This is a genomic window from uncultured Ralstonia sp., from assembly GCA_913056305.1.
Lineage (GTDB): Bacteria > Pseudomonadota > Gammaproteobacteria > Burkholderiales > Burkholderiaceae > Ralstonia.
The window spans coordinates 23,845-40,735 of the sequence record CAJXMR010000023.1 but is presented as its reverse complement, the minus strand read 5'-3'; the positions used below and the strand labels follow the sequence as shown (position 1 = coordinate 40,735).

Annotated in this window: 11 protein-coding genes and 2 pseudogenes; 7 read left to right on the top strand and 6 right to left on the bottom strand. The window is 68.9% G+C overall.

Annotation, left to right across the window (positions count from 1 at the left end; genetic code table 11):
• Both QZ609_RS06480 and QZ609_RS06475 read right to left on the bottom strand, forming a co-directional pair.
• Positions 1-1,681, bottom strand: a 1,681-nt coding sequence (locus QZ609_RS06480) for a mechanosensitive ion channel (RefSeq protein WP_295492385.1), incomplete at its 3' end; no start/stop codon positions are given.
• Positions 1,682-1,776: 95 nt separating this feature from the next.
• Positions 1,777-2,999, bottom strand: a pseudogene (locus QZ609_RS06475) (MFS transporter).
• 170 nt (positions 3,000-3,169) lie between these two features.
• On the opposite strand from QZ609_RS06475, the gene QZ609_RS06470 reads away from it, so the two are divergent.
• Positions 3,170-3,886 (top strand): glutathione S-transferase, encoded by a 717-nt coding sequence (locus QZ609_RS06470; protein ID WP_295492383.1) that lies wholly within the window; start codon positions 3,170-3,172, stop codon positions 3,884-3,886.
• A gap of 70 nt (positions 3,887-3,956) precedes the next feature.
• On the opposite strand, the gene QZ609_RS06465 is transcribed toward QZ609_RS06470, so the two are convergent.
• From QZ609_RS06465 to QZ609_RS06455, 3 genes are all read right to left on the bottom strand, one after another.
• Entirely contained in the window at positions 3,957-4,184 is a 228-nt protein-coding gene (locus QZ609_RS06465) for a hypothetical protein (protein WP_295492381.1), read from the bottom strand.
• Positions 4,185-4,240: 56 nt separating this feature from the next.
• Complete coding sequence (locus tag QZ609_RS06460) at positions 4,241-4,465, bottom strand: hypothetical protein (protein WP_295492379.1); 225 nt, start codon at positions 4,463-4,465, stop codon at positions 4,241-4,243.
• A 286-nt stretch (positions 4,466-4,751) separates the two neighbouring features.
• Positions 4,752-5,900 carry a cation diffusion facilitator family transporter gene (locus QZ609_RS06455; protein WP_295492377.1) on the bottom strand — a complete coding sequence of 383 codons (1,149 nt, stop codon included), beginning with the start codon at positions 5,898-5,900 and terminating at the stop codon, positions 4,752-4,754.
• A 229-nt stretch (positions 5,901-6,129) separates the two neighbouring features.
• On the opposite strand from QZ609_RS06455, the gene QZ609_RS06450 reads away from it, so the two are divergent.
• From QZ609_RS06450 to QZ609_RS06425, 6 genes and pseudogenes are all read left to right on the top strand, one after another.
• Positions 6,130-6,798, top strand: a complete 669-nt coding sequence (locus tag QZ609_RS06450) for a response regulator transcription factor (RefSeq protein ID WP_295492375.1) — start codon at positions 6,130-6,132, stop codon at positions 6,796-6,798.
• A gap of 184 nt (positions 6,799-6,982) precedes the next feature.
• Positions 6,983-11,182 (top strand): annotated as a pseudogene (locus QZ609_RS06445) (transporter substrate-binding domain-containing protein); the annotation flags it as partial.
• 180 nt (positions 11,183-11,362) lie between these two features.
• A complete protein-coding gene (locus QZ609_RS06440) occupies positions 11,363-12,982 on the top strand; it encodes an NAD(P)/FAD-dependent oxidoreductase (RefSeq protein WP_295492373.1) in 1,620 nt (539 codons plus the stop codon).
• Between the two features lie 81 nt (positions 12,983-13,063).
• The gene (locus QZ609_RS06435) at positions 13,064-13,954 is read left to right on the top strand and encodes an SDR family NAD(P)-dependent oxidoreductase (protein ID WP_295492371.1); all 891 of its coding nucleotides are present in this window, start codon (positions 13,064-13,066) and stop codon (positions 13,952-13,954) included.
• A gap of 10 nt (positions 13,955-13,964) precedes the next feature.
• Positions 13,965-15,029 carry an alpha/beta hydrolase gene (locus QZ609_RS06430; protein ID WP_295492369.1) on the top strand — a complete coding sequence of 355 codons (1,065 nt, stop codon included), beginning with the start codon at positions 13,965-13,967 and terminating at the stop codon, positions 15,027-15,029.
• Complete coding sequence (locus tag QZ609_RS06425) at positions 15,026-15,922, top strand: metal-dependent hydrolase (RefSeq protein WP_295492367.1); 897 nt, start codon at positions 15,026-15,028, stop codon at positions 15,920-15,922. The genes QZ609_RS06430 and QZ609_RS06425 overlap by 4 nt, the downstream gene beginning before the upstream one ends.
• A 67-nt stretch (positions 15,923-15,989) precedes the next feature.
• Here the strand turns inward: QZ609_RS06425 and QZ609_RS06420 are convergent, their stop codons facing one another.
• Positions 15,990-16,841, bottom strand: coding sequence for a MerR family transcriptional regulator (locus QZ609_RS06420; protein WP_295492365.1), 852 nt, complete (start codon positions 16,839-16,841; stop codon positions 15,990-15,992).
• Between the last annotated feature and the right edge of the window lie 50 nt (positions 16,842-16,891).

Below are 16,891 nucleotides of genomic sequence, written 5' to 3'. Positions count from 1 at the left end.
ACTGCGCGCCAAAGCCCACCGCCAGGCCGATCACCCCGGCGCCGGCCACCAGCGGTGTCACGTTCACGCCCAGGTTGGCCAGCACGCCAATGCCGGCGGTCACCACCAGCGTCACCTTCAAGCCGTTGCGCAGCAGCGGCAGGATGGTGCGCGCGCGCGTGCTGGGCGCCTGCCGCGCCGTGGCGGGCGAAAGCGCCTGCAGGATGGCCGTATCGAGCAGGATCCACACCAGCCAGGTGGAGAACACCGTGCCGACCAGCCCGGCCATGGCATCGGCGATGCGCCGGCCGTTGACCGAGTGGTGCAGCAGCTCCGCCAGGGTGTGGCCCCACACGCGTGTCACCAGTTCCAGGAAGGCGATCCAGATCGCCAGCTGCACCAGCGCCGTCAGGAAATGCTTGAGCCGCTCCAGATACGGCGAGGTGCGGCCGAGTTGGACACGCACATGCACGCGCAGGTGCCCGCGCCAGTGCGCGCGCGGCCCCACCACGGCGGCGAGGAAGAACGCCGCCACCAGCAGCAGCGAGGTCATCACCGCGCGCCGCGACACGGCGTCGACGTTGTCGGGCATGGCCAGCGTCGCCAGCACGGTGGCGCCGGCCAGCACCACCACCGGCACCGGCCACAGCACGGCAACGGCCCGGCGCAGCTGGTTGCCGGCATGCTGGCCGCTGCGCACCTCATACGGGCGGTTGGCGATCAGCTGGCCGATCGGGCGGCGGAACCACAGCGCGCCCACCGCCAGCATCAGCGACGACACCGCGTTGCACAGCGTGGCCACCAGCAGGCTCAGCGCGCCACCCAGCACCAGCGCCACGCGCGGATCGATCAGCGCGTCGCCGCAGGCGCCCACAGCGGCGGTGATGAAGATCGGTAGCGTGGCGCGACGCAGCAGGATGCCCACCGCCACTCGCCGGTGTGCACTGCCGGCGAACAGCGAGAACAGCATCGCCGTGGCCGCCGCCACGATCGCGCCCCACACCATGGCATAGGCCAGCACCGCCGCCAGCACGAAGCCCGGCGTGGCGTCGTGCGGCAGGCGCAACAGCACCGCAAACGACACCGCCCACGGGCCGATCTTGCGCAGCGCATCGACAAACAACGCGCGCGTGGTCGGATGCGGCCCGAGACCCGCCTGCACGCCGACCACGCGGCGGATCAGCCAGCCCAGCCCCAGCAGGCTGCCCGCGATGGCCGCCCAGATGCCGACGGTGCCGGCAAAGTCGCCCAGCAGGTGCAGGCGCTTGCCGGGCGCGGCCAGCAGGTTGGCATCGCCGTCGGCGGCGTCGAGGCGGCGCAGCCAGTAGCGCGGTGCGCCGGCTTCCATGTCGGGCTCGAGCGAACCGTTCTCGATCAGCGAGGCGACGGCGCCCAGCAGGCCGGGCGCCTGCTGGGCCTGCGCCGTCTGCTGCGCGGTCATGCCCGCGCGCAGCTGCTTGAGCTGGCTGACGAGCGCGGCACGCTGCTGGTCGTTGTCGAGCAGCGTGATGACGGCATCGAGTGATTCGCGCGTCTGCGCCGGCGTGGCGGCAGGCGCGGATGCGCTGTTGGTGGAAGACGTGAGCGCCGACAGCTTGGCGAACGACACCGGTGCGGCCTGGGCACCGCCGGCCAGGGCCAGCAGCGCCAGCAACCACGCGAGCCAGCCGCGTCGCGTCAACAACAGAGAGAGTGTGTGCATGGTGAGGAACGGGATCGTGCAGACACGGACCACGGCACGATACGCGAATTCCCCGTGTGGTCGTCAATCTCGGTGACGCACGAGCCACGCAGCGCTCAGCGCTTCGCCCCGGGCGGCAGCGGCGCGCGCCGCCACAGCCACGTGGCATTGAGCACGGCGCAGGCCAGCATCGCCCCGACCATCGCCACCACGCCCGGCCAGCCCCACCGTGCATAGAGCTTGCCGCCCGCCGTGCCGGCGATGCTGGAGCCGAGGTAGTACGCCAGCAGGTACAGCGCGGCGGCCTGCCCCTTGGCGCGCTTGGCACGGCGCCCGACCCAGCCGCTGGCCACCGCGTGCGCGCCAAAGAAGCCGAACGTGAGCAGCGCGATGCCACCGATCACCCACGCCAGCGGCGCGGCCAGCGTCATCAGCACGCCCGCCGACATCAGCGCCGTGCCGGTCAGCAGCATGCGGCCGCGGCCGTGGCGATCGGCCAGCCGCCCGAACCAGGTGGAGGCGCCGATGCCGAGCAGGTCACCATGAAGATCGCCCCGACCGCCGTGTGGCTGAGCGCATACGGCGCGCCCAGCAGCCGGAAGCTGGCGTAGTTGTAGATCGTGACGAAGCCGCCCATCAGCAGGAAGGCCATGGCGAACAGCGCGCGCAGGCCGGGCTCGCGCAGGTGTTCGCCCAGGGAGTCGAACAGATCGCCCAGCGCCACGCCCCGGCGCGGCACGAAACGGCGCGACGGCGGCAGCAGCCACAGGAAGGCCAGCGCCACCAGCAAACCCAGTGCGCCGGTGAAACCCATTGCGACGCGCCAACCGGCATGATCGGCCACCGCGCCGGTCAGCACCCGCCCGGCCATGCCGCCGAAGGCGGTGCCGCCCACGTACAGGCCCATCGCCATGCCCAGGCCTTGCGGGTGGACTTCCTCGGCGAGGTAGGCCATCGCCACCGCGGGCACGCCGCCGAGCAGCACGCCAAGCACCGCGCGCGAGGCCAGCAGGCCATCCCAGCCCGGCAGTACGGCCGCTGCCAGCGTAAGCGCGGACGACAGCACCAGCGACACCCCCATCAGCGTCTTGCGGTGGACCGACTCCGACAGCAGCCCCGCAAACAGGATGGCGAAGGCCAGCAGCAGGGTGGAAATCGACAACACCAGGCTGGTCTGCGCAGGCGTAAGGCCGAAGTCATGCCCCAGCAGCGGCATCAGCGGCTGCACGCAGTACAGCAGGGAGAAGGTGGAGAACCCAGCCGCGAACAGCGCCAGGTTGGCGCGGCGGTAGCCCGGTGTGCCGCGCACCAGCCAGCGCGACGGGTCGGCGGGTTCGATGACGGGCGCTGCGGTGGCGGCAGCGGGATTGGCGGGCGCAGCGGGGGCAGCTGGCGGTCTGGTGGCGGAAGTGTGCACGGCTAGCGATTCCAGGAGGACCGCCTATTATCGATCGCAGGCGCCGTCTCTACTGCGGTGCATCGAATCCGTTGACCGCATCGGCCCCGACCATGCCGACCACGCTCTACTACTGGCCCGAGATCCAGGGCCGCGGCGAGTTCATCCGCCTGGCGCTGGAGCAGGCCGGCGTCGATTACGTCGATCTCGCCCGCGAGGACGCGGCCGCCCTGGAAGCCGTGCTCGACGACCCGAAGCTGGCCACGCCGCCGTTTGCGCCGCCCGTCCTCATCGCCGGCGACCTGGTGATCGCGCAGACGGCCAACATCCTGCTCTACCTCGGCCAGCACTACGGCCTGGCACCGCAGGACGAGGCCGGCGGCCTGTGGACGCACCAGCTGCAGCTGACCGTTGCCGACTTCGTGGTGGAGATCCACGACACGCACCACCCGATCGCGTCCCGCCTGTACTACGAAGAGCAGCACGACGAGGCGCGCCGCCGCACGGCCGATTTCCTCGCCAACCGGGCGCCCAAGTTCCTGTGGTATTTCGAGGGCGTGCTGGCGCGCAATCCGGCCGGGCCTACCTGGACCGTGCGCGATGCGCTCACCTACGTCGACCTCTCGCTGTTCCAGATCATGGCCGGGCTGCGCTACGCGTTCCCGCGCCACATGCTGCGCCTGGAGGGGCGCCTGCCACATCTGGTCGCGCTGCACGACCGGGTAGCGGCGCTGCCGCGCATCGCGGCCTATCTGCAATCGCCGCGGCGCATTCCGTTCAACACCATGGGCATCTTCCGCCACTACCCCGAACTGGACGCGCTCAAATGAAGAACCCGGCCAAGGGCCGGGTCTGTCGTGAAACCGCGCGAAACCGCGCCGCACCCGCAAGTTGCAGCGCCTACATGCCGATGGTCTGTTCCGGGTGGCCGAGGCAAAAGCCGCGCCGGTCATGATGCGCACACATCGGCATCACCTCATAGCCGGCCGCACGCAGCAGCACGGCGCGCGCCGCCACGTCCACCGACGGCTGGGGCAGGCCCGTTGCCGGGTCCCGCACCAGCACACCCAGTAGCCCAAACGGCTGGCGCAACAGATGTTCCAGATCCAACGAACCGCAGTACCGCATACCTCACCTGCCTCATCTACCGCATTGACCCCAATGCCCTCCGGCCGCCTGGGCGATCACAGGGTCGATTCATCCGCCGTTTCGGGCGAGACCGCCAGCGTCCCGCGCAGGCGGGCGTAGGCCGCACGCTGCGACCAGATCGCATCCGTCAGGGCGGTGATCAGCGCGTCGCGCGACAGGCGCTGGGTCAAGTCGGCCTGCGATATTCCAAACCGCCGTTGCACAGTGCGCATCGCTTCCTGCACTTCGCTGCGCCATCGGGCGTCGAGTTGCTGGTCCATGGTGTTCTCGCAGATCGGTCTGGCACGCCGCAATGCAGGCTGCTGGGGCATTGGCCGCGCCGGGGAAGGGGATGGCGGAATGTGTTCCGCTCTTGTGTCCATGAAATCGGCAGGCAGGGCGGAAACTTGATTGCCCAGGCGGTAGGTGGGCGCCTCCAAACCGCAAGTGCCGACGACGCGGCAACGTGCTGGCCAACCCGGTTACCCGGGGGATTGCGCAGCCAGGGCCGGCTGCGGCACGCGCCCCCGGGCGGGAATGGGTAGTGTCAGCGGTCGTGTCAGCGGCTTAGCTGCGCACCAGCACGCGCACATGGACTTCGCGGCCCCAGCGCGCGGCCACTGCGGCGGTCAGGCGTGCGGCGTCTTCCACCGAGAGTGCGGCCGGCAGGATCAGGTCCAGCTCGACCGCGCCATCGACGTAATGCAGCACGCAATCGCGCGCGTCGAGCGCGCCTGCGTGCGGCAGCACCTCGGCCAGCAGGGCCGCCACCGCGTCGCGATCGGGCAGGTGCAACGGATCGGTATACGCCCGCTCGCGCGGGTCGACGTGGATCTGCACGTCGAGCACCGGCATGTCGGACTGCACCGCCAGCACGCTCGCGCGTGCGCGCACGGCCACGGCGTGCCCTTCGCTCACCGACACGCGCGGGTCCACCTCGATATGCGCGTCGACCAGCGCCTGATCGCCCGTCACGCGCGTGCGCAGGTCGTGCACGGACAGCACCCCCGGCGTGGCCGCCAAGCTGGCGCGGATGGCCTGCACGTGCGACGGCGGCAGCGCACGGTCCATCAGATCGTTGAGCGCCTCCCAGCCGAACTTCAGGCCAACGCGGGCGATCATCAGCCCCACCACGCAGGCCGCGATCGGATCGAGCCAACGCAAGCCCATCAGGTTGCCCGCCACGCCAATGGCCGCCACCAGCGACGAGATCGCATCCGAGCGCGCATGCCACGCATTGGCGATCAGCATGCGCGAGCCGATGCGCTTGGCCACCGCCAGCATGTAGCGGAACAGCCCTTCCTTGGATGCCAGCGCCAGCAACGCCACCCACAGCGCCAGGCCATGCACCGCCTCCGGGCCGTGCGGCGAGCGCAGGCTCTCCACCGCCGTCCAGATCATGCCGCCGCCGGCCGCCAGCAGCAGCAGGCCCAGCCCCAGCGATGCGGCGTTCTCGTAGCGCGCGTGGCCGTATTGGTGGTCTTCGTCCGGCCCCTTGTGGCTGTTGCGGTTGGCAATGAAGACGATGCCATCCGCGATCAGGTCCGACAGCGTATGCAGCCCGTCGGCCACCAGCCCCTGCGAATGCGACCACATCCCCGCCACGATCTGGCAGACAGAAAGCACGCAATTGACCCCGGCGCTGACGATGGTCGAGCGTTCGGCGCTTTGCTGGCGGTCGGCGGCGGAGGCGATGGTGGGTGGAGTCGAAGACATGAGCGGCAACCTTTGAAAAATCGCGAGCATTTTGCCACGCGGCAGATGTGTCTTGCAGTTGCGACAGAGGCGCATTCTCAACACGTTGCAACCCTTTTGCACCAGACCGATGCGGGCATCCGCCTATGAATAAGATTTTTCCGATTTTCCCGTCAAGCCGCATGGGCGATTCTTCATAGCGCGGCAAATAGGTTGCCGCACGTCACCTTCCTCACGGAGAAGCATCGACATGCAGGCGCCCGTCCGACTCGTGATTGCCGACGACCATCCTGGCGTGGTGGCCGCCGTGCGACACCTCGTCACCAACACCGCGGGCTTTGAAGTGACGGGCGAAGCCACCAACGTCGACGAGCTGCTGTCCCTGCTCGAGCAGGTGCACTGCGACATCATCATCACCGACTACGCGATGCCTGGCAGCCGCTACGGCGATGGCATCGTCCTGATCGAATTCCTGCAGCGCCGCCATCCGGACCTGCGCATCATGGTGCTGACCATGCTCGAGACGCGCGTGCTGATGGGCAACATCCTGCGCGCCGGCATCAAGGTCATCGTCAGCAAGTCCGACGAGCTGCGCCACATCGTGGAAGGCCTCTGCGCGCTGCTGGAGGACCGCATCTACCTCTCGCCGCAGTTAGACGCCAAGCTGATCCGGCGCTCCACCGAGACCGAACCGCCCGAGAACGATCCGATCAACCTGCTCGGCAAGCGCGAGCTGGAAGTGCTGCGCCTGTACGTGACCGGCCTGTCGGTCAGCGAGATTGCCATGCGCCTGAACCGCAGCGTGAAAACCATCAGCGCGCAAAAGCAGAAAGGCATGCGCAAGCTGCAGCTCAGCACCGAAGCCGCGCTGTTCGACTTTGCCGTGCGCCACGGCCTGCTCGGCAGCGCAGAAGGCTGAAGCGAGGCGCACCATGGCGTTCCTCCGAACCCTCTCGGCATGCACGCGCCTGCGCTGCGGTGTGGGCGCAGGCCTGCTGGTCTGCGTGGCGGCGCTGGCGCTGCTCGGTGCGCCCGGGCATGCGCGCGCCGACGACGCAGCCCTGGCCGTCCAGCGTCTGGACCAGGTGCCCGCCGCGCTCACCGTGGGCGTGATCGGCGATTCGCTGATGCCGCTCGAAGGCCTCTCGGGCGACAAGCTCGCGGGCTTTTCCGGCGACCTGCTCATGCAACTGATCCCACAGGACCGCGTGCACGTGATCCCGCGCGTGTTCAGCCGCCGCGACGAACTCCTCAAGGCGGCCTGCGCCGGCGAAGTCGACATCGTGATGAGCGTCGTGCCGCGCGCGCAATACGACCATTGCCTGAGCTATTCCGCCCCCTACCTGGAACGCCCGACCGCCGTGGTGGCACGCACCGACAACGCCGCCGTCGCGCAGAACCCGTTCTTCGACGGCGCGCGCATCGCCGTCGAGCAAGGCTCGCCACTGGAAGACGAGCTGCCGCGCCAGTACCCCCGCATCCACCTGATCGGCACGCCCACCCCCACCGAGGCACTCGACGCAGTGATGCGCGGTGCGGCCGATGCCTATGTCGGCATCACCTATCCGACGCGCGAGCTGATGACGCTGCCGCGCTACCGTCCCCTGTCCATCGTGCAGCTGATCAACCAGCAGGTGGACGCACTGCACTTTGCCGCGCCGCGCAACCGCAGCGCACTGATCCGCTATCTCGACCGCCATCTCGCCCAGTTGCCCGAATCGACCATGCGCGACCTGCGCGCGCGCTGGATTACGCAGGGTGGCGCCGCTGCGGTGGCGCTGCCGCTGTCGCCGCACGAGCGCATGGTGCTGGCGGCGCTGCCGCCGCTGCGCTATGCAGCCGATTCGGCCTACATGCCCTACACCTTCGACGAAGAGCGCGGCGAGCTGCGTGGCATCCTGCCGGAATACCTGAGCTACCTGTCGCGCACGCTCGGCCTGCGCTTCGAGCGCGTGCCGGTGCGCGACTGGACTGACGCGCTGGTCCGCGCGCGCGCCGGCGAGATCGACATCCTGCTCGGCATGTCCAACCAGGACTACCACCCGCCCGGCTTCACCCTCAGCCACGCCATTGACGCCACGCCGATGGTGATCGTCGGTCGCAACGACGCGCTGGCGGTGGTCACGCTGGCCGAGCTCTCCGGCAAGACGGTTGCGCTGCCGCTGAGCGAGACGCTGGGCGACACGCTGCGCCAGACCGTGCCCAAGATCCGCATCGAGACCGCCAATTCCGTCAACGACGCGCTGCGCATGGTCGCCACCGGCCGGGCCGACTTCACCATCGCCAACCTGCCGGTGGTCGACGCGCTGATCCGCCATCACTACCCCGGCGAGCTGAAGGTGACGGGGCCGGCCGGCACCATCGAACGCATCGGCGTGGGCGTGTCGGCACATTATGCGACGCTGGTACCGCTGATCAACCGCGCGCTGTTCGCCATGCCCGAGGGCGAGCAGATCAGCATCCGCAACAAGTGGCTGTCGGTCAGCTATCAGCTGGGCCCAACGGCGTCGGTGCTGCTGGCGAAGTTCGGCCCGGCGGCGGCGATCGTGCTGGCCGCGCTGATGCTGCTGCTCATCAAGCACCTGCAGTTGCGCCGCGAGAACCACCAACGCCGCCGCGCCGAGACCACGCTCGCCCAGCAGCTGAGTTTCCAGCGGGCGCTGATGGAGTCGGTGCCGTTTCCGCTGGTCGCCAAGGACGCCAATCACCGCTATGTGGCGGTCAACGCCGCGTTCTGCAGCCTGTTCGACCGCCCGCGCGAGGCCGTGCTGGGGCGCACGCCCACGCAGTTGGGGCTGTACTCGGCGCACAACACGAACCACCTGATGGAGATCAACCGCCGCGCGGTGGAGATGGACGAGAGCACACGCGAAGAGATCACCATCGCCACCCCCGACGGCCAGCACCGCAACGTCCTCTACTGGGTGGAGCCGTTCCACCAGCCCGACGGCCAGCCGGGCGGCACGGTGGCGTCGCTGGTCGACATCAGCGAGATCCGCGAAGCGCAGGCGCGCGCTGAACGCCTGGAGCACCGCCTGCGCGAGGTCACGGAATCGCTGCCTGCGCTGGTGTATCAGTTCGAGATGCGCCCGGGCGCGCAGCTTGGCCGCATGACCTACGTGGCCGGTGAAGCCACGGAGACACTCGGCGTGGAGGTCGACGACGTCCTCACCTATCTGTCGACCCCGACGGTATTGATCCACGACGACGACCGCCAGCGCGTGCTCGACGCAACGCTCGACTCCGCGCGCGACCTCACACCGTTCGACGAGCGCTTCCGCCACGTCAACGACGACGGCTCGATCCGCTGGCTGCACGCTCACTCGATCCCGCACCGGGAGGCCGACGGCCGCGTGGTCTGGAACGGCTACCTGAGCGACGTGACCGCCGAGCGCGAGCAGGCCGACGCGCTGGAGGCCGCCAAGAACGCCGCCGAATCCGCCCTGCTCGCCAAGGACCGCTTCCTGGCGATGATGAGCCACGAGATCCGCACGCCCATGAACGGCGTGCTCGGCCTGGTCGAGCTGCTGCAGCAGACGCCGCTGGAGGGCGAGCAGAAGTAGATGGTGTCGCTGGTGCAGGAATCCGGCCGCGCGCTGCTGCACATCCTCGACGACATCCTCGACTACGCCAAGATCGAAGCCGGCCACCTGGCCATCACGCCCGTGCCCACCGATCTGCGCGAGCTGTTCGACGGTACGGTCGGCCTGCTGGCCAGCCGCGCGCACGAGAAGGCGCTTGCGGTGCAGGTGGACGTGGCGGCGGAGGTGCCGGCCACGGTGGCGGTGGACGGCGTGCGCGTGCGCCAGATCCTGTTCAACCTGGTGTCGAACGCGATCAAGTTCACCGACCGCGGCGGCGTGCGCCTGAAGGCTGAGTGCGTGCAGACCGGGGCGAGCACCGCCAGCCTCGCTATCCACGTGACCGACAGCGGCATCGGCATTGCGCCGGAGGTGCAGGCCACGCTGTTCGCACCGTTCGTGCAGGCCGAACGCTCGACCACGCGCCGCTACGGCGGCACCGGCCTGGGCCTGGCAATCTCGCGCCAGCTCGCCCGGCTGATGGGCGGCACGCTGGAGATGGAAAGCGCGCCGGGGGTCGGCACGACCATCACGTTGCGCCTGGAGGTGCCCGTCATCGGCGCGGCCTATCGCCTGCCGCATTTCGAGGGCGTCACCCTGCGCGTTGACGTGGCCGACAATGCTGCCCGCCACGGCTTGGAGCAGTTCGCCAACGCGGCGGGCCTGCGTGTGGTGCATGGCGGTGCGGCAACGCTCACCTTGGTGGACGAAGCGCGTGTGGCCGCGGACGATCGCCGCACCATCCGCGTGACCGGCGAGGCGATCTACCTCGGCCGCAATGCCACGCCCCCCTACCCGCGGCTGAGCACCAACCCGCTGAACTGGCGCGCATTCCTGCAGACCTGCGATGCCGCGCTCACGTCTCCGGCTCCCGTGCGCGAGACCGCGGCGACGCCGGTGCAGGCCAGCCCGCCGGCAGCGGGATCGCCCGGCGCAGCCCTCGGTGCGCACATCCTGGTGGCGGAAGATCACCCGATCAACCGCGAGCTGATCGCCAAGCAACTGCGGCTGCTGGGGTACCGCGTGACGCTGGCCGAAGATGGCGTCGCGGCGCTCGAACGCCTGCGCGAAACGGACTTCGACGCCCTGCTGACCGACTGCCACATGCCGCACATGGATGGCTTCGACCTGGCCACGCACGTTCGCAAGCACGAGACCCCCGACGGCCCACGCCTGCCCATCGTCGCGATCACGGCGACCACGCTGGCCGAGGAGCACGCCCGCTGCCGCGCGGTCGGCATGGATGCCTGCCTGCTCAAGCCGACCACGCTGGCAAGCCTGCAGGAAACCTTGTCCCGCCTGCTGCTCGCAACCACGCCGCACCCGCAAGCGGCCGCCAGCGTGGGGGCGGTCCCGCCCCCGTCCCCAATCCCCACCGACGATGGCCCCAGCTTGCGCGCCGACGACCTGCGCCGAACCTTGGGCAACGGCCCGGGGGCCAGCAACCTGATCCGCGTCTTCCTGTCTGCGCTCAACGAGGACGCCGCCCGGTTGCGCACCCTGCTTGACCCTGTGGACCGCCAAGCCCTGCGTCAATGGGCACACCGCACCGGCGGCGCCCTGGCCCTGCTGCGCAACCCCGACGTCGATGCCGAAATGACGGCCTTCAGACACACGGTGCATGACAACGCCGATGCCGACATCCGCCGGGCGGGCCAACGTGTGATGCGCCTGATCACGCGCCTGCAAGACACACTGAGTGCAGCAAAAGCCGCATCCTGACCCTACCCAATCGCGCGCAAGTCCCGGATTTGTAAGCGCATTCCGTTTCAAACGCCTGCCGCGCCGCTTTTAGAGCCGCGTCTCCAATCGACCGATTGACGCACCCAGCAGCGCCCCCTACGATGACATCGACCAATGTCACATTAAGAGGCGCTGAAACGGCGCCCACGGAGACGCCACGTGAACGCCCGGACCGACTTTCCGCGCGCCGACGCCTTTGGTTCGGCCGCACGCAGCAGCGACACCCCTGAGCTGGTCGAGATCGCCATCATCGGCACCGGCTTTGCCGGGCTAGGCATGGCGATCCAGCTCAAGCAGCACGGCATCGACGATTTCGTGGTCTTCGAGAAGGCCGACTCGGTGGGCGGCACCTGGCGCGACAACCACTACCCGGGCTGCGCGTGCGATGTGCAGTCGCATCTGTATTCGTTCTCGTTCGCGCCCAATCCGGACTGGTCGCGCATGTTCTCGCCGCAGCCGGAAATCCGCGCCTACCTGGAGCGCTGCACCGACCAGTTTGGCGTGCGCAGGCATATCCGCTTCAACCATGCGCTGGCACGCGCGGCCTTCGACGATGTCGCCGGCGTGTGGAATCTCGACATGGCCGACGGCCGCCGCTACCGGGCCCGTGCGCTGATCTCCGGCATGGGCGGCCTGAGCCGCCCGGCGTGGCCGAACATCCCCGGCATCGACACCTTCCAGGGCAAGGCCTTCCACTCGCAGCTGTGGGAGCACGACTACGACCTGCGCGGCAAGCGCGTGGCCGTGATCGGCACCGGTGCCTCGGCCATCCAGTTCGTGCCGCAGATCGCGCCCAAGGCGGGCCGGCTCGACCTGTACCAGCGCACCCCGCCGTGGATCCTGCCCAAGCCCGACCGCGAAGTGTCGCGCGCCGAGCACTGGCTGTTCCGCCACCTGCCCTTCACGCAAAAGCTGATGCGCACCGGCATCTACTGGATGCTCGAATCGCGCGTGCTGGGCTTCGTGGTCAACCCCAAGCTGATGAAGGCGGTGGAGCTGATGGCGCGCCGTCATATCAAGCGCCGCATCGCTGATCCGATCCTGCGCGACAAGGTCACGCCCGACTACACCATCGGCTGCAAGCGCGTGCTGGTCTCCAACGACTACTACCCGTCGCTCACGCGGCAGAACGTCGACGTCATCACCACCGGCGTCGCGCGCATCGAGCCGAATGCCGTGGTCACCACCGATGGCACGCGGCGCGAGGTCGATTGCCTGATCTTCGGCACCGGCTTCCACGCCACCGATCCATTCCCGCGCGGCGCCGTCCTGGGCACGGGCGGCGTCGACCTGGTCGATGCCTGGGGCGGCGGGGCCGAAGCCTACCTGGGCACCACGGTGGCGGGCTTTCCGAATTTCTTCATGGTGGTGGGCCCGAACACGGGGCTTGGCCACTCGTCGATGGTGTTCATGATCGAGTCGCAGGTGGCGTATGTGGTGGACGCGCTCAAGTCGATGCGCGCGCATCGCGTGGCGGCCATCGACGTGCGCCCGGATGTGCAGCGCCGCTTCAACGATGGCCTGCAGAAACGGCTGGCCCACGCGATCTGGTCCGAAGGCGGCTGCGTGAGCTGGTACCTCGATCCGAAGACCGGCAAGAACACCACGCTGTGGCCGGGCTTCACTTGGCAGTTCCGGCGCGCCACCGCGCATTTCCGGTTGGCCGACTATCGCACCCGTGCGCTGCCCGCGCCCAAAGGCACGCCGCGGCGCGTGCCAGCGCGCACCGTGCCCGCCACACAGAACACCACCGCCGAAGAAGCGCTCGACCGCGTCTGACGCATACCCAACCCAGAACGGGGCCGTGCCGGCGCGACCTGCCCCCTTTCCACCACGCGCCGGCCCACAGGAGACCACGTCATGAAGTCGTTCAACAACCAGGTTGCCGCCATCACCGGTGCCGCGTCGGGCATCGGCCGCGCGCTGGCGCTGGCCCTGGCACGCGAGGGCTGCCACCTGACGCTGGCGGATCGCAACGAGGCCGCGCTTGCGCAGACCGTGCAGCTCGTCCGCGCGCATGAAGGCGAGCGCATCCGCATCACCACCCACGCCGTGGACGTGGCCGACCGCGCGGCCGTCTACCGCTGGGCCGAAGAAGCCGCCACCGCGCACGGCAAGGTCAACCTGATCTTCAACAACGCCGGCGTGGCGCTATCTAGCACGATCGAAGGCATGGACGACGACGAGCTGGCCTGGATCATGAACATCAACTTCTGGGGCGTCGTGCACGGCACCAAGGCTTTCCTGCCGCTGCTCAAAGCCACCGGCGAGGGGCACGTGGTCAACACGTCGAGCATCTTCGGCGTCTTCGCGCAGCCCGGCATGGCCGCCTACAACGCCAGCAAATACGCGGTGCGCGGCTACACCGACGCGCTGCGCCAGGAGCTGGACCTGATGGACTGCGGCGTGTCGGCCACCTGCGTACACCCGGGCGGCATCAAGACCAACATCGCCAAGTCCAGCCGCATGTCGCCGAGCATGAACGGCTTCCTGGTCCGCGACGAGCAGCAAGGCAAGGACGAGTTCGAGAAGTTTTTCATCACCCGCCCCGAGAAGGCGGCAAGCGTGATCCTGGACGGCGTACGCAAGAACAAGCGCCGCGTGCTGATCGGCCCGGATGCCTATGCCGCCGACGCGATGGCGCGCATCCTGCCTGCCGCCTACCAGGCGCTGGTCGTGTTCAAGGCGCGCCGCACACGCAAGAAGAACCTGCGCGACGAGGCCGCGCCGGCTACCGCCCGCGCCAAGTAGAGACCGGCCGATGAAGACCACCGCATCGACTCCGCCGCTCGGCAACGCCTCGGGCGAGGTCTACGCCAGCCCCCGGCGCGCCACGCTGCTCGACGCCGCGCGTGCCATGCTCAGCCCCGGCCGCCTCGGCCTGCGCAGCATCCCGCGCGACGTGCTGATCGCGCGCTACGCCAAGCCGCAGTCGCGCTACCTGCCGCTGATGGGTACGCGCGTGCACTACACCGATGAAGGTCCCGCCAACGCGGAAGGCACGCTGCTGCTGATCCACGGTGTCTGCGCGTCGCTGCACACGTGGGACGGCGTGCTGCCGCAGCTCACGCGGCGTTGGCGCGTGATCCGGCTGGACCTGCCGCCGTTCGGGATCACCGGGCCACTGCGCGACGCGCACGGCCGCCCGCGCACCGCAGAGCTGCCGCTGTACCGCGACTTCATCGACGCCTTTATCGATTCGCTCGGCCTGACCCAGCTCTCGCTCGTCGGCAACTCGCTGGGCGGCATGGTGGCGTGGGACTACGCCGCACGCCACCCGGAGCGCATCGAGAAACTCGTGCTGATCGACTCCGCCGGCTTCCCGATGAAGCTGCCGGTCTACCTCGACCTGTTCAATCACCTGCCGGTGCGACTGACCACGCCGTGGCTGCTGCCCGAAGGCATTGTGCGCGCCGCCACGCGCGACGTGTACGGCGACCCGGCCCGCGTGTCGGCGCCGACCCTGCGTCGCTATACCGAGTTCTTCTACGCCGACGGCGCCCGCTCCGCCTTCGGCAAGATGGTGTCGAAGTTCGATTTCGACAGCGTCGATACCAGCGTGCTGGCCGCCATCCGCGTGCCGACGCTGATCCTGTGGGGACAGCGCGACCGGTGGATCCCGCCCGCGCACGCCGGCGAATTCGCCCGCCGCATCCCTCACGCGACGCTACGCATGTATCCGGCGCTCGGCCATATCCCGATGGAGGAGGACCCCGTGCGCGTGGGCACCGACCTCTGCGCCTTCCTTGAACAAGCGCAGGGACAAGGACAAGGCCGCACCCCCGCCACTCACCCCGAGACCGCTCTCCAGGAGACCCGCCCATGATGCCAGTCCGCCGCGACGTGCATCCTCACCTGCCAGCCGACCGCATCAGCAACTGGCACGAACGAGGCAACCACGTCACCCACTTCCTCAACGCGCTGTCGATCTTCTTCCCGACAGGCGAGCGCTTCTTCATGGACAGCGTGCGCAACTACCGCCACCTGGTGACCGACCCGGAACTGAAGCAGGCCGTGGCCGGCTTCATCGGCCAGGAAGCCATGCACACGCGCGAGCACGTGCTGTACAACGACCTGCTCGACCGCGCCGGCCTGCCCGCCAACCGGATCGACCGCTTCGTCGGCAAGTTCCTGAACGTGCTGCGCAAATACACGCCCAAGTCGCACCAGCTGGCGGTGACGGTGGCGCTGGAGCACTACACGGCCATGCTGGCCAACCAGGTGCTGGCGCATGACGACGGCCTCGGGCGCAACTCCCAGCACGGTTACCGTCAGGTCTGGATGTGGCACGCCATGGAAGAGACCGAGCACAAGGCGGTCAGCTACGACGTGTGGAACCTCGCCATCAAGCCGGGCCTGCGCCGCTACATCCTGCGCACGTCGGTCATGCTGCTGACCACGGTCTCGTTCTGGGCGATGGTGTTCTACGTGCACCTGCGGCTGATCTTTGCCGACCGCACCTGCGAACACAAATTCCTCGGGCTGGGCAAAGCGTTCCACTTCCTGTGGATCCACCCGGCGCCGCTGCGCAAGATCATTCCGGAGTTCCTGGATTACTTCCGGCCGTCGTTCCACCCGTGGGACGAGGACAACCGCGCGGCGCTGGAGCGCCTGCCCAAGCTGATCTCGGAAATCGAGGCCTATGCCGCTGCCAACGGCGAGGCACCGTCACCGTCGATCCGCCGCAAGCTGTCATCGGCTGGCGCGGCTGGATCGTAGTCCGGTCGCAGGCAACGTAGAAATAGATGAGGCGCGCCCCACGCAGGGCGCGCCAGGAGACAACGTCTTAAGACTTCGACGCGGGCGGCTCGCGTGACCCGTTCGGCGCCGGCGGTTCGTGCAGATGCTCAAGGACCTGTGCCACGCGGTCGCCGAGGTACTTGTTGGCGGCAATCTCGAGCGCGCGCATCAGTTCGGCCTCGACCGCCACCAGCGCCAGCGGCCGGATGCGCCAGATCACGTCGACCAGGCGCGGCACGTCCTCGACCGGCGGCAGCTGGCCTTCGCCATATCTGTCGAGCTCGCGCACGACCATGGCGACGAGGTCATCGGCCACCGCCTGGGCATGCGGCCGCGCACGCTCGATGATGTCGAGCACGTCGACCAGCGGGAAACCGGCGCGCGCCATCTGCGAGCCCGCCATCAGCGCCTTCGGGTTGCGGGCCAGGTAGCCGAGGCCGTCGGGCTCCAGCAGGCCGAGTGCGATGGCGCGGGCCAGCGCCTGGCGAGACATGGATCGCCCGAATAGCTTGGCGAGCGCGAGCAGCGAAAAATGCTTGGGCGCCTCTTCCGACCATGGGCTGCTGATGGCGGATTCGAGCCCGAGGATGGAGCGCAGATCGTGGCCCTCGACGATGGCCTTGAGCAGTTCCTGGATGTTGGCGAGCGTGTAGCCGCGCGCCAGCAGGTGGTTGATCAGCTTGAGCCGCCCCAGGTGCGCCTGCGTGTAGATGCCCACGCGGCCGCGCCGCTCGGGCGGGTCGAGCAGGCCGCGGTCCTGGTACGAGCGGACGTTGCGGACGGTGGTCTCAGCCGCACGCGCGAGCTCATCGATGGTGAACTCGCGCACGGGCATACCGGGCGCACTGGGCGGTTGGGCTGGCGGACCGGCATCGCCGGTTGGTTTGCGGGCAGGCATGCAAAAAATTCTACACGAGCGCGGCAACACGACCGCGCCAAGTCGCCGGG

What these genes read in the sequence shown, in the direction of transcription:
- QZ609_RS06470 (WP_295492383.1), top strand. Translation starts at nt 3,170, where the DNA reads ATGCCGACCACGCTCTACTACTGGCCCGAGATCCAGGGCCGCGGCGAG.
- QZ609_RS06465 (WP_295492381.1), bottom strand. Translation starts at nt 4,184, where the DNA reads ATGCGGTACTGCGGTTCGTTGGATCTGGAACATCTGTTGCGCCAGCCG.
- QZ609_RS06460 (WP_295492379.1), bottom strand. Translation starts at nt 4,465, where the DNA reads ATGGACCAGCAACTCGACGCCCGATGGCGCAGCGAAGTGCAGGAAGCG.
- QZ609_RS06455 (WP_295492377.1), bottom strand. Translation starts at nt 5,900, where the DNA reads ATGTCTTCGACTCCACCCACCATCGCCTCCGCCGCCGACCGCCAGCAA.
- QZ609_RS06450 (WP_295492375.1), top strand. Translation starts at nt 6,130, where the DNA reads ATGCAGGCGCCCGTCCGACTCGTGATTGCCGACGACCATCCTGGCGTG.
- QZ609_RS06435 (WP_295492371.1), top strand. Translation starts at nt 13,064, where the DNA reads ATGAAGTCGTTCAACAACCAGGTTGCCGCCATCACCGGTGCCGCGTCG.
- QZ609_RS06430 (WP_295492369.1), top strand. Translation starts at nt 13,965, where the DNA reads ATGAAGACCACCGCATCGACTCCGCCGCTCGGCAACGCCTCGGGCGAG.
- QZ609_RS06425 (WP_295492367.1), top strand. Translation starts at nt 15,026, where the DNA reads ATGATGCCAGTCCGCCGCGACGTGCATCCTCACCTGCCAGCCGACCGC.
- QZ609_RS06420 (WP_295492365.1), bottom strand. Translation starts at nt 16,841, where the DNA reads ATGCCTGCCCGCAAACCAACCGGCGATGCCGGTCCGCCAGCCCAACCG.